Origin of the sequence: Streptomyces sp. HUAS MG91, assembly GCF_040529335.1 — a bacterium.
GTDB lineage: Bacteria > Actinomycetota > Actinomycetes > Streptomycetales > Streptomycetaceae > Streptomyces > Streptomyces tabacisoli.
Genome location: NZ_CP159534.1, coordinates 4,037,075 through 4,048,052, shown reverse-complemented (window position 1 = coordinate 4,048,052; position 10,978 = coordinate 4,037,075). Strand labels below are relative to the sequence as shown.

The 10,978-nt window shown below is 73.1% G+C and carries 11 protein-coding genes; 3 read left to right on the top strand and 8 right to left on the bottom strand.

Going from position 1 to position 10,978, the window contains the following annotated elements; genetic code table 11:
* The first annotated feature begins 42 nt into the window (after positions 1-42).
* A complete protein-coding gene (dnaJ, locus tag ABII15_RS18310; protein WP_353943401.1) occupies positions 43-1,236 on the top strand; it encodes a molecular chaperone DnaJ in 1,194 nt (397 codons plus the stop codon).
* A 5-nt stretch (positions 1,237-1,241) separates the two neighbouring features.
* Positions 1,242-1,688, top strand: a complete 447-nt coding sequence (locus tag ABII15_RS18305; protein ID WP_353943400.1) for a helix-turn-helix domain-containing protein — start codon at positions 1,242-1,244, stop codon at positions 1,686-1,688.
* Between the two features lie 69 nt (positions 1,689-1,757).
* Here ABII15_RS18305 and ABII15_RS18300 read toward each other — a convergent pair whose 3' ends face one another.
* A complete protein-coding gene (locus ABII15_RS18300; RefSeq protein WP_353943399.1) occupies positions 1,758-3,191 on the bottom strand; it encodes a hypothetical protein in 1,434 nt (477 codons plus the stop codon).
* A gap of 149 nt (positions 3,192-3,340) precedes the next feature.
* Here ABII15_RS18300 and ABII15_RS18295 point away from each other — a divergent pair, with 149 nt between their 5' ends.
* Positions 3,341-3,859, top strand: a complete 519-nt coding sequence (locus tag ABII15_RS18295) for a GNAT family N-acetyltransferase (protein WP_353943398.1) — start codon at positions 3,341-3,343, stop codon at positions 3,857-3,859.
* Between the two features lie 7 nt (positions 3,860-3,866).
* Here the strand turns inward: ABII15_RS18295 and ABII15_RS18290 are convergent, their stop codons facing one another.
* From ABII15_RS18290 to ABII15_RS18260, 7 genes are all read right to left on the bottom strand, one after another.
* Positions 3,867-5,606: a DUF2207 domain-containing protein gene (locus ABII15_RS18290; protein ID WP_353943397.1), complete on the bottom strand. Its 1,740-nt coding sequence runs from the start codon at positions 5,604-5,606 to the stop codon at positions 3,867-3,869.
* Positions 5,607-5,711: 105 nt separating this feature from the next.
* Complete coding sequence (locus ABII15_RS18285) at positions 5,712-5,966, bottom strand: hypothetical protein (RefSeq protein ID WP_353943396.1); 255 nt, start codon at positions 5,964-5,966, stop codon at positions 5,712-5,714.
* Positions 5,967-5,981: 15 nt separating this feature from the next.
* Complete coding sequence (locus ABII15_RS18280; protein WP_353943395.1) at positions 5,982-6,836, bottom strand: peptidoglycan-binding protein; 855 nt, start codon at positions 6,834-6,836, stop codon at positions 5,982-5,984.
* Between the two features lie 28 nt (positions 6,837-6,864).
* Positions 6,865-7,497, bottom strand: coding sequence for a hypothetical protein (locus ABII15_RS18275; protein ID WP_353943394.1), 633 nt, complete (start codon positions 7,495-7,497; stop codon positions 6,865-6,867).
* Positions 7,498-7,582: 85 nt separating this feature from the next.
* Entirely contained in the window at positions 7,583-7,744 is a 162-nt protein-coding gene (locus ABII15_RS18270) for a hypothetical protein (protein WP_353943393.1), read from the bottom strand.
* Entirely contained in the window at positions 7,741-10,119 is a 2,379-nt protein-coding gene (locus ABII15_RS18265; RefSeq protein WP_353943392.1) for a hypothetical protein, read from the bottom strand. Before ABII15_RS18265 ends, ABII15_RS18270 begins: the two co-directional genes overlap by 4 nt.
* Positions 10,106-10,972, bottom strand: coding sequence for a hypothetical protein (locus tag ABII15_RS18260; protein WP_353943391.1), 867 nt, complete (start codon positions 10,970-10,972; stop codon positions 10,106-10,108). The genes ABII15_RS18265 and ABII15_RS18260 overlap by 14 nt, the downstream gene beginning before the upstream one ends.
* Positions 10,973-10,978 lie beyond the last annotated feature (6 nt).

The following is a 10,978-nucleotide window of genomic DNA, read 5'->3' as shown; positions in this document are numbered from 1 at the left end:
GACCGATGTGACCGAGCCCGGTAAGGAGGGACGTCGAGGCCGATGAGCACGAAGGACTTCATCGAGAAGGACTACTACAAGGTCCTCGGCGTCCCCAAGGACGCCACCGACGCCGAGATCAAGAAGGCGTACCGCAAGCTGGCGCGGGAGAACCACCCCGACGCCAACAAGGGGAACCCGAAGGCGGAGGAGCGCTTCAAGGAGATCTCCGAGGCGAACGACGTCCTCGGCGACCCCAAGAAGCGCAAGGAGTACGACGAGGCGCGCGCCCTGTTCGGCAACGGCGGGTTCCGGCCCGGCGGCGCCGGCGGGAGCGGCACGTTCAACTTCGACCTCGGTGACCTCTTCGGCGGCGGCGCCCAGGGCGGCGGCGCCGGCGGCGGGGCCCAGGGCGGCTTCGGCGGTGGCATCGGGGACGTCTTCGGCGGCCTGTTCAACCGGGGCGGCGCGGGCACGGGCACCCGTACCCAGCCGCGCCGCGGCCAGGACATCGAGTCCGAGGTGACGCTCAGCTTCACCGAGGCGGTGGACGGGGCCACGGTTCCGCTGCGGATGTCCTCCCAGGCGCCCTGCAAGGCGTGTTCGGGCACCGGCGACAAGAACGGCACGCCGCGCGTGTGCCCGACCTGCGTCGGCACCGGGCAGGTCTCGCGGGGCGGCGGTGGCGGGTTCTCCCTCACCGACCCGTGCGTGGACTGCAAGGGCCGCGGCCTGATCGCGGAGACCCCCTGCGAGGTCTGCAAGGGGTCGGGCCGCGCCAAGTCCTCGCGCACGATGCAGGTCCGCATTCCCGCCGGAGTCTCCGACGGGCAGCGGATCCGCCTGCGCGGCAAGGGCGCGCCCGGCGAGCGGGGCGGACCGGCGGGCGACCTGTACGTGGTCGTGCACGTCGACAAGCACCCGGTCTTCGACCGCAAGGGCGACAACCTCACGGTGACCGTGCCCGTCACGTTCACCGAGGCCACGCTCGGCGGCGAGGTGAAGGTGCCGACCCTCGGCGGCCCCGCCGTCACCCTGAAGCTGCCCGCGGGCACGCCGAACGGGCGGACGATGCGGGCCCGCGGCAAGGGCGCCGTGCGCAAGGACGGCACCCGCGGCGACCTGCTGGTCACCGTCGAGGTCGCGGTCCCCAAGGACCTGTCCGACGAGGCCCGTTCGGCCCTGGAGTCGTTCCGCGAGGCGACTGAGGACACCGATGTGCGGGCAGAACTGTTCCAGGCCGCGAAGGGAGCTTGAGCCAGATGGATGGCCGTCGCCGCAACCCGTACGAACTGACCGACGAGACACCGGTGTACGTCATCTCGGTGGCGGCCCAGCTGTCCGGCCTGCACCCCCAGACCCTGCGCCAGTACGACCGCCTCGGCCTGGTCTCGCCCGACCGCACGGCCGGGCGCGGCCGGCGCTACTCGGCCCGCGACATCGAACTGCTCCGCCAGGTGCAGGAGTTGTCGCAGACCGAGGGCATCAACCTGGCGGGCATCAAGCGCATCATCGAGCTGGAGAACCAGGTCGCCGCGCTCCAGTCCCGGGTGGCGGAGCTGTCCGCCGCCGTGGAGGGAGCCGCCGCGGCCATGCAGCAACGTGAAGCGGCGGTACACGCCTCGTACCGCCGCGACCTGGTCCCGTACCAGGAGGTGCAGCAGACCAGCGCGCTGGTGGTGTGGCGGCCCAAGCGGCCGCAGGACTGAACCGCGTGTACGAAGGGCCCCGGAGACATCACGTCTCCGGGGCCCTTCGCGGGTGTGACGCGCTGTCGGTCAGCCGCTGATCGTGAACGTGGTGCTGTTGTTCTTCAGGTTCGGGTCGAAGGCGCTGATGGACAGCTCCGGGTCATTGTTGCGGGTGGCCGCGGTGCCGGTCGCGCCGAGGGCGTCGGCCGAGTCGATCCGCAGCTTGAAGGGGAAGACCGTACGGTCCTTCTCCCACTGCAGTATCGGCGTGCGGCACACGTAGTGCGAGCCGCCCGCCTCGTCGCACATGGCGGGCTTCTTGGTGACGGTCGTCCCGGCGGGCAGGGTCACGTCGACGGTGGCGACGCTCGCGCCGGCGCCGAGGGAGGCGACCCAGGCGGGGCCCCGGTTGAGGACGCCGATCCGCGCGGTGACGGTCGTGCCGACGGCGGCGCCGGTGATGTTCGTGGCGGTGGCCCTCAGGTCCGCGGTGTTGGCGGCGGTCAGCGTCCTCATCCGGTAGTTGTCCTCCGGGTTGAGGTCGTCAGTGTCGGCCGAACGCAGCGCCGCGACCGGCGCCGGGACGAAGTCCGCGCCGCTGCCCTGGACGAACGGCCGCCCCTCGATGGCCTGCTGGTAGGCCTCGTCGGTGTACGCCGCCACCTGGTAGTCGAAGCGCTCGTACAGCGCGGCGCCGGTGGTGCGCACGGCGGTCGCGGGCGACAGGTCGTACGTCTGGCCCGGCGCGACGGCCTGGTCCAGGACGCACACGGCGGTCGTGCCCATGGGGTTGGAGACGCGGTCGCCCTCCAGGTACGTGCAGTTGCCGTAGCGGTGCGCCAGGTCCAGGCCGTGCGAGGCGAAGAGGGTGAGGATGGTGCGGTCGGCCGTCCGGTTCCCGGAGTTCGTCAGGCGCACCGGCTGCGCGACGTCGCTGTTGATGTCGACCTTGGCGCTGAAGGGCAGCTGGTTCAGGCCCAGGTCGGGGCCGTTGGCCACGGTGAGGTGCGTGTCCGTGGGGTACGCGTCGAGCGGGCCGAAGGTGCTGTCGGCGCTCGCCGAGTAGTGCAGGTACGCGGACGCGTCGGCCGGGGCGTCCGCCTCGGCGCGGATGCCGAGGGTGGCGGCGGTGATCCAGGGCGCGCCGTCGAGGCTGCCGAAGGCGCACGTCGCCCTCAGCGAACTCGCTACGTCCTCGGTGCAGTTGGTGGGCCAGGTCACATCCGCGATCCCGGCCAGCTCGCTCGCGTCGACGGTGAGCGTGCCGCCGGAGACGGAATTGTTCGTGTTGTCGTGGGAGAGCCGCACGTCGACGGACTGGGCGGTGGCGTTGCCGTCGGTGTCGGCTCCCGGCAGCACCAGGTCGTAGGGGGCCGAGATCCACAGGGCGTCGGTCTCGGCCGGCTCGTCGGCGGCGGCCGGGGCGGCCGCGGCGGCGGTGAGCAGGGCGGCGGCCGCGAGGGCGGTGAACGTCGCCGCGGCGCGATTGCGGCGCGGGGGGACGGCGGTGGGCTGGCTCATCGGGGTCAGCGGCTCCCTAAAGGTGAGGGCAGGGGGTGGGTTCTTCGGACGCCAAGGTGACCGCCGGGAACGGGTTGGGGTTGCCCTCGCCGGGCGATCTTGATCCAGGAGTGACGATCCGCGCCGCCGCCATGCCGCAGGATGGACCCATGACCGAGATCCGCACCCCCCGCCTCCTCCTGCGCCGCTGGCTGCCCGACGACGATCTGGTTCCGCTCTCCGAGATCCAGGCCGATCCGGCGGTGATGCAACGCGTCGGTGACGGGGCGCCGCGCTCCCTCGACGACACCGTCGAGGACATCGAGCGCTGGGAGGAGGAGTGGGACGACGAGGGGTTCGGGGTGTTCGCCGTCGAGCTGCTCGGCTCGGGCGAGCTGGCGGGCGCCGTCGGCCTGTACGTTCCCGAGGCGCCGCCGCGGATCGCGGGCCACATCGGCATCCAGTGGCGGCTGGGCCGCCAGTTCTGGGGACAGGGGTACGCCTCGGAGGCGGCCCAGGCGTCCCTGGAGTTCGCGCTTCAGGACCGGGGCATCGACCGGGTCGTGGCGGCCGCCGCCCCCGACGACGCCTCCTCCATGAAACTTCTCCACAAGCTGGGGATGGCGGCGACGGGCGAGGACGAGGGGCTTCGGCTCTACGCGATCGACCTGACCGAGTACGAGGGTTAGCCCCGGGTCACCACGAGCCGCCGCCCCCGCCTCCCGTGCCGCCTCCGACCCCGCCGCCGGAGCTGCTGCCGCCACCCCCGCCGCCCCCGCCGCTGGAGGACGGGGACGTGGCCGAGGCCGCCGCGGCGGTGATGAGGCCGACGGCGAGCGCCGGGCCGAGCCGGGAGAGGGTGGACGTGCGGCGGGCGGTGCCGGTGGCGTCCGGGGCGGTGGAGGCCTCGATGCTCTGCTCCCAGCGCTTCGCCAGCCCCAGCGCCACGGCCCACGCGGTGAGCAGCTCGAACCGTTCGGCGTCCTCGGTCTGCGCGGAGGCGCCCTCCTCGGCGATCCACTGCCGGAACGCCGCGACCTGATCGCGCAGGGCCGCGCCCCGGGCGGTGCGCCGCTTCAGCTCCCACGAGAACAGGCACAGGGCCATGCCGACGCCGGTGAGCGCGGCGCCCGCTAGCGCCGTCGGGGGGCCTCCGGCGTTCACGTGGCTGATGAGCACGCTGCCGGTGATGGCGGCGACGACGCCCACGAGGGTGGTGGCCAGTCCGGTCATCAGGCCCGCGTTGGCACGCCGTTCGGCGGCCGGCTCCCAGAGATCACTGGTCCGCTGCCATCCGTCCAGGCGGTCGCCGAGGGACTGCCAGCCCGACCGGAACCACGGGTCGGACGCCCCGAGGACGAGTTCCCTGCGGCCCGCGAACATGGCGTCGAGCACGGCCTCGGTGTCCTCGTCCGGAGCTCCGGCGCGTGCGCCGGTGCGGCGCAGCGCGGGGTTGCTGTCGCTGCCGGAGATGTCGATGTGCCTGCGGATGGCCGTGTCGAGCAGCCAGGCGACCTTGTGGTGCGGGCGGACGTGCTCGGTGAGCAGGATGCCGCCCTGGGCGGGGGTCAGTCCCTCGGGCGGCGTTCCCGTCTTCGGCCGCTCCAGTGCCTCGGGGCGCCGGTCGAGGCCGAGCAGGCGCATCAGCCCGATGGCCAACAGGCCGCAGACCAGGGCGAGTCCGGCCGTCGTCCACCCGGTGCGGAAGGGGTTCGTGGCCGCTTCGGCGTCGGGCCGCGCGCCCGCGGGCGGTGCCGGGTCGGCCGCCCGCACGGCGCTGGACCGGTCGGCGGAGGCGTACAGCGTGACCCCGTGCCCGGACGGGACGGTGCCGGGCGCGGCGACGAGCTGCCCGGCCCCGGGCCGGGTCGCCCGGCAGCTCTGCGTGGACGCGGTCCTGCCCCGTACGCACCGGATCCCGTCGAGCCCGTACGGCGCCGCGACGTGGATCTCGACGTCGTGCAGGTCGACCTTCCAGCCCGTGCCGACGGCGTCCCAGGCCAGCTTGCCCTTCTTGACGACGTCCGGGAGCGGATAGGAGATCCGGTAGCGGTGGATCCCGGTGACGGTCCGGTCGGCGTCGCCGACGCGGATGCTCCTGTCCGTCGTGTTGCCGTACGACAGCTCGTACGGGGCCGGGCGGCCGTCCATCGTGGCGGTGACGTCGTCCTCCTCGACCTCGTAGGTCAGGCCGGGGATGTCGCGCCAGATGCCGTGCCGGCCGGATGTCGGGTGCCCGAAGTCGTAGTCGATCACCTCGGTGACGCGGGCGCCGCCGTCCTTGCCGACCTTCGCGCTCACCCACATCCGGGTCACCCGCTCACCGTTCCCGGCGGCCCCGGCGAACCAGGTGACGCAGCCGAGCACCAGCACGGAGAAGACCAGCCAGACGAGCCCCCGTACGCGGCGCGGTCTGCCACCGCTTCTGTCGCTCAAGACAACCCCCCAGTCGTCGTCGCGGAAATAGGATCTTAGTTCCATTGACCGCCGCGTTCAGGGGAAACCCGGTGTCCGGTGGGGGCCGGACACCGGGTGCCGCGTTCAGCGGGCGGCGGACTCCCACACCGCGACCGCCAGCGCCGCGCACGAGGTGAGCGCGGCCAGCGACGGCAGCGGCCAGCGCGACCGCTCCAGGGCGTCGAGCCGGTCCTCGTGCTCGCTCAGCGTCTTGTCGGTCTGGTCGGCGCGTTGCAGCAGCAGGGCCAGGTCGCCGCGGGTCGTGGCGAAGCCGACGTCGACGGAGCGGCGCAGCCGTTCCAGTTCGACGGCCACGCCCTCGTGTCCTTGCTCGATCATCACGACTCCACCTCCTCAGGTGTGCGGTACGCGCAGCCGGTCCCAGCTGGCGCGCCCCGGAATCCCGTCGGCCGCCGAGCCGACGTAGCCGAGCCTGCGCTGCCAGGCCGCGTACGACAGGACGTCGGCCGCGCCCCACTCGGGGCCGGGGCCGACCCGGTAGCGGCCGCAGCCCTCCGCGACGAGGCGGCGGCCGACGGCGGTGACGAGGTCGCTGCGGCGGCCCGGCACGAAGAAGCCGGCGCCGGGGAAGGGCGCGTACGGTTCGGCGGGCGCCGGGACCGGGCGCAGGCCGAGCCTGGCGTCGATCCGGGTCCGCATCCCGGACATCGAGAACGACGGGTCGATCTTGCGCCGGGTCCATTCCTTGTGCCCGATCACGCTCGCCGCCGTCCAGCGGTGGGCGCGGCACAGGGCGGCGGACACCCTTTCCACGGCGGCGAGTTGGGCCGTCGGATACGGGTCCTTGCCCGTTCCCAGGTTCTCGATCTCGAAGCCGTAGAAGTGGGTGTTGCCGTCGACGGCGTCCGGGCCCGGCGGGTAGGGGAGCGGGAGTTCGGCGCATACGGCCCGGTAGACGGCGGAGGCCCCGGCGCCCGCGTGGTTGGTGCGGCCGTGGCCGATCAGGTGGACGGTCCCGTTCTTGGCGATCAGGCCGACGCACAGCGGGCCGGGCAGCGCGGCGGTGCCGTCCCGGCAGAGGGTGAGGCTGTCGCGGCCCGCCGTGTGGTGCAGCATGACGCCGTTGACCGGGCCCCACGGGCCCTTGTGATTGCGGTTGTGCGTCTGCCAGTTGGCGTGTTCGGAGACGTGGACGCCCTCGTCGCGCAGGGCGCGGGCGAGGGCGTGGGCGGTCAGGGGTGTGGCCATGGGCTGGTCCCTTGGGTGCGGGGGGTGCTCACACGGGGGTGACGGTGACGAAGCGGTTGGCGAAGGTGGCGGTGCTGGTGGTGGCCCCGGACTTGTAGGCGAGCGTCGCGGTGTACGACGTGTTCACGGTCAGGCCGGTGACCTGGAACTGGGCCGAGGCCGACAGGGCGCTGGTGCCGGTGCCGAGCGCGGCGCGGGTGTCGGCGGCGGCGAGCACGGTCGTGCTGCCGCTCTTGACGTTGGCCGAGGCGTAACAGGCCGTCGCCGCCGAGCTGCTGACGCGCGCGCCGACGGTGACGAGGACGGCGCCGGACGGCGGCGCGGTGAAGGTGACGGTGGTGGCGGTGGAGCCGGTCAGGGCCTCGACGTAGGCCGTGGAGGTGGTGGTGCCGGCGCCGGTGTTGGCGGCGTGCGCGGGGGCCGGGGCGAGCACCGACCAGGCGGTGCCGTTGTAGTACGTGAACTGCTTGGGCGTCGTCAGGAAGGCGAGCATCCCGGCGACCGGTGTGGGGATCTTGGCGGTCAGCGAGGCCTGGTCGGCGAAGCGCAGGACGGTGCGGCCGTCCACCGCCTCGGCCAGGGACTGGAGGTGCTGGGGGATGTTCGCGGCGTCGGCGGGCTGCGGGTAGGGCAGGCCGCCGAGCGGGGTGAGCAGGGACATGCGGGATCCTCCGGTTCGGGGTGACCTGGCGGGGTGGGGCCGCCCGAACTGCCCTTTTAGTAAGGGCTGTTCGGGCGGTCCGCGGTTATCCGGGCAGGGGTGGCGGCAGGGTGTCGGCGGAGGAGCCGCCGTCGCCCGCCGTCGCGGCGACGCTGTCGACGGGAACGGGCAGCGCCACGTTCCCCTCCTCCTGAGACGGCTCGGTGCTGTCCGGCGGCGGGGTCGCCTCGGGCGGCGTCTCGCTCATGACGTGCCTCCTGTCGCGGTCAGCAGGGTGCGGTAGGTGACCTTGGTGGCGGTGAGGTCGTCGAGCGTCGGGTAGCCGGCGGTGATCTCCGCGTACGTGCGCCGCGTGCCGTACACCGGATCGACGGGCGGATCCGGGGTGAGATCGCGATCGAGCGGTACGCCGTTGTACGCGGTGCCGCGCAGGGTCAGCGTCTGCTGCGGTGCCGCGCCGGCCTGGCAGGTGGTGCGGATGCCGACGACCCAGGCGAGGGTGTCCAGGGCGGCGCCGGTGGCGTCCACGACCCGTACGACGTCGCCGAGCTGGATGCGCGGGTCGTGCAGCACCTCCACCTCGCCGAGGACCGGCACCGGGAAGCGGCCGGCGTCGAGCATGGCGTGCGAGAGGGTGTCGGCGGACTGCCGGGACTGCACCCAGGCGGAGGCCGCGGCCTCGTAGACCTGCTTGCCGTAGTACGCCTGGCTGGTGGTGTTGTACCAGGCGAAGGTGCGCTGCCGGGACTGTCCGGAGCGGACCTGCGGGACGATCTGCACGGACGACGCGCTGCCGTCCTTGGTGACGGTCCACACCGGGGCGGTGCCCTGGTTGATGAACCGCACCACGTAGTCCGGGCCGTCGCGCAGCGAGCTGACCGTGACGCTGCCCTTGACGGAGGTGCCGCCGGTGGCGGCGCTGCCGAAGCGGACCTTGTGCCCGGTGATCGGGGAGGCGTCGTCGTCGATCTGGAGCGGGCCGATGTCGTTCTCGTCCTCGGCGATGGCGTACCGCACCTCCACCACCGTCCCCGGATCGATCTTCCGGACCACGGTGTCGGTGACGGTCTCGCCGTTGACGCTCCTGATGCCCGTCCAGTCGGCGTAGGGCTGCTGGCAGTAGTTGCGGCAGGCGTCGATCTCCTCGGAGACGGTCAGCGCGGCGATCGAGCGGCGGGTGGTCACCGTGAGGTCCGGCCGGGGCGGCACGGTGCGGAACCGGGCGGGGCCGTGCCAGCGGAAGACGCCCTGTTCGTCGAACTCGGCTGTCGACATCGTGGCCCGCGCGATCTCCGTCAGGGCGTCCCACTGCGACCCCGACACCTGCGGGACGTCGTACAGCGGGATGTCGGCGTCGTCGAGGACGGCGCCCTTGCGCCAGCGTCCCTTCAGGTCCCACTCGTTGCCGTTGTACGAGTCGAGGTCGGGCCACGACCGGTCGGTGACCTGGACGCACTCGACGGCCATGTCGGTCGTCAGCTCGACGCGGTGCAGCTCGGACGGCGGCTGCCCGGCGGAGGCGTCCACATAGGTGTTGGGGGTGCCCGCGATGTACTCGCCGTCGGGCGCCGTCAGCCGCGGCTTCACGGTCGCCAGGACCGAGGAGCCGCCCGCCCTGGTGTCGACGGCGAAACCGAGGTGCCAGGAGCCGCGCAGCGAGGCCAGCTTGCTGTAGGTCCAGGTGAAGTACCAGCCGCCCCCGTCGACCGTCCCCGAACTGATCTTGACCTGGCCGGTGGCGATGTTGAAGGTGCCCGTGTAGTAGCCGAACTTGTTCGCGCTGCGGTCGAAGACCAGCTTCAGCTCCACGACGCTGCCCTTGGCCAGCGCCGTGTTGACATGGGCCTCGGCCTGGAACACCCGTCCCGTGGCGGGGAACCGCGAGCGCGGCATCCACGACACGGTCAGGCCCGGGGCGGCGGGCATGAGCGCCATCTCGTGCGGGGCGCCGTCCCGGATCCAGGAGTACGCGGACGGGTCGGGCAGCGTCTCGGGCTGGCCGTAGGAGGCGTTGAACCCGCCGTGCAGCGAGGCGTACAGGGCGGTGAAGGGCTGGTCGAGGACGGCCGCCGGCGCGGGCGCGCGGGGCGGTGGGCAGGTGTCGATCCCGCCCTGGCGCAGCAGCTCGTCCACGCACCAGACGGTGCTCGCCACGGGCTTTCCGTACAGCAGTCCGTGGTAGGGGCGGGGCAGTTGGGCCGGTCCGCGCAGCCGTTCGGCGCCGTCCAGGGCCTGAAGGGTGACGGTGTCGCTGCCGGACGCGGCCGTGCGGGAGCGGACGGTGCCGCGGAAGGAGGGCACGGTACGGCCGGACAGGCCCGCCTCGTGGATCACGGACTGGCCGGGGCGGGCGGCGTCGGAGGTGGCGCGCGGCGCCCACGCCGAGTACAGGCGCGGTGCCGGGGTGCCGTCGGCGCCGCCGAGCTGCACCTCCAGCTGCGCGGACGCGCTGCCGGAGACCGCGCGCATCGCGTCCGGCAGATCGGTGGCGTAGGCCCGCTCCACCTTCCACGACTGCACCTGCGCGCCGAGTTCCCGCCCGCCGAGGCGGGTGGTGTGGCTCGGGGTGCGCTCGGGGGCGGCGAGTGCCGTGCCGAGGGCGTCGTCGTCAGAGTTCAGCATCGCGCACCTCCACCAGGTCGATGCTGATGTTGCGGTACGGGAGCGGGCTCGCGGGCGCGTCGCTGTACGCGGTGACGCTCATCGCGGGGCAGCCGTCGCCGAGTGCGAACGGGACCGGGGTGTCGCCGATGGTCAGGCAGGCCCCGGCGAGTCCGGCCATCCCGGCGGTTCCGGGCCCGCCGATCGGGGTGACGAAGGCGGCGCCGGCCGGGGCGGTCCCGGTGACGCTCGCGCCCGTGGCGGAGGCCGTACTGAGATACGCCCCGTCGGCGTCCTTCCAGTCCAGCTGGGCGGTGGCGGTCACCGGGCTCCAGTCGGGCGGCACCAGCCACGACACCTTCATGCCGGGGGCCACCGGCCAGCCGGTCCAGATGCCGTGCCGCCAGCCGATCCGGGTGGCGGCGTCCTGGACCTGGCCCACGACGGTGTCGCCGACGGCCGGGCTCACGACGACGCTGCCGGAGACGGTGAACCAGTGGTCGCCGCCGCCGGGCGCGTCGCTCTGGCCGGCGGCCTGGTACGGGTCGAGCAGGTTCACGGACGCCGGGTCGAGCACGGCGACCGGCCCGTAGGAGGTCACCGGACTCCCTTGCAGTCCGGGGCCGTTGACGCGCCGGGCGAGTCGCGCCAGGTGCTGGGCGTCGTCCGGCGGCAGCAGGTCCCAGGAGAACTTGAGGCGGCGCGGGGTGCGCGGGGGCGCGATGGTGGTGACGGCGCCGTCGAGGGACTTGAACTCGGTGACGTTCAGATCGGCGGTCCGGTCCCAGCTCTTGGCGGCCTGGACGATCTCACGGAGCAGTCCGGGCTTGCCGATCCACAGGTTGCGGGTTCCGCCTGTTGCCGTAGTGGCCATGGGTTT

Coding starts and splice junctions, on each gene's coding strand:
- dnaJ (WP_353943401.1), top strand. CDS start 43: ATGAGCACGAAGGACTTCATCGAGAAGGACTACTACAAGGTCCTCGGC.
- ABII15_RS18305 (WP_353943400.1), top strand. CDS start 1,242: ATGGATGGCCGTCGCCGCAACCCGTACGAACTGACCGACGAGACACCG.
- ABII15_RS18300 (WP_353943399.1), bottom strand. CDS start 3,191: ATGAGCCAGCCCACCGCCGTCCCCCCGCGCCGCAATCGCGCCGCGGCG.
- ABII15_RS18295 (WP_353943398.1), top strand. CDS start 3,341: ATGACCGAGATCCGCACCCCCCGCCTCCTCCTGCGCCGCTGGCTGCCC.
- ABII15_RS18285 (WP_353943396.1), bottom strand. CDS start 5,966: ATGATCGAGCAAGGACACGAGGGCGTGGCCGTCGAACTGGAACGGCTG.
- ABII15_RS18280 (WP_353943395.1), bottom strand. CDS start 6,836: ATGGCCACACCCCTGACCGCCCACGCCCTCGCCCGCGCCCTGCGCGAC.
- ABII15_RS18275 (WP_353943394.1), bottom strand. CDS start 7,497: ATGTCCCTGCTCACCCCGCTCGGCGGCCTGCCCTACCCGCAGCCCGCC.
- ABII15_RS18270 (WP_353943393.1), bottom strand. CDS start 7,744: ATGAGCGAGACGCCGCCCGAGGCGACCCCGCCGCCGGACAGCACCGAG.
- ABII15_RS18265 (WP_353943392.1), bottom strand. CDS start 10,119: ATGCTGAACTCTGACGACGACGCCCTCGGCACGGCACTCGCCGCCCCC.
- ABII15_RS18260 (WP_353943391.1), bottom strand. CDS start 10,972: ATGGCCACTACGGCAACAGGCGGAACCCGCAACCTGTGGATCGGCAAG.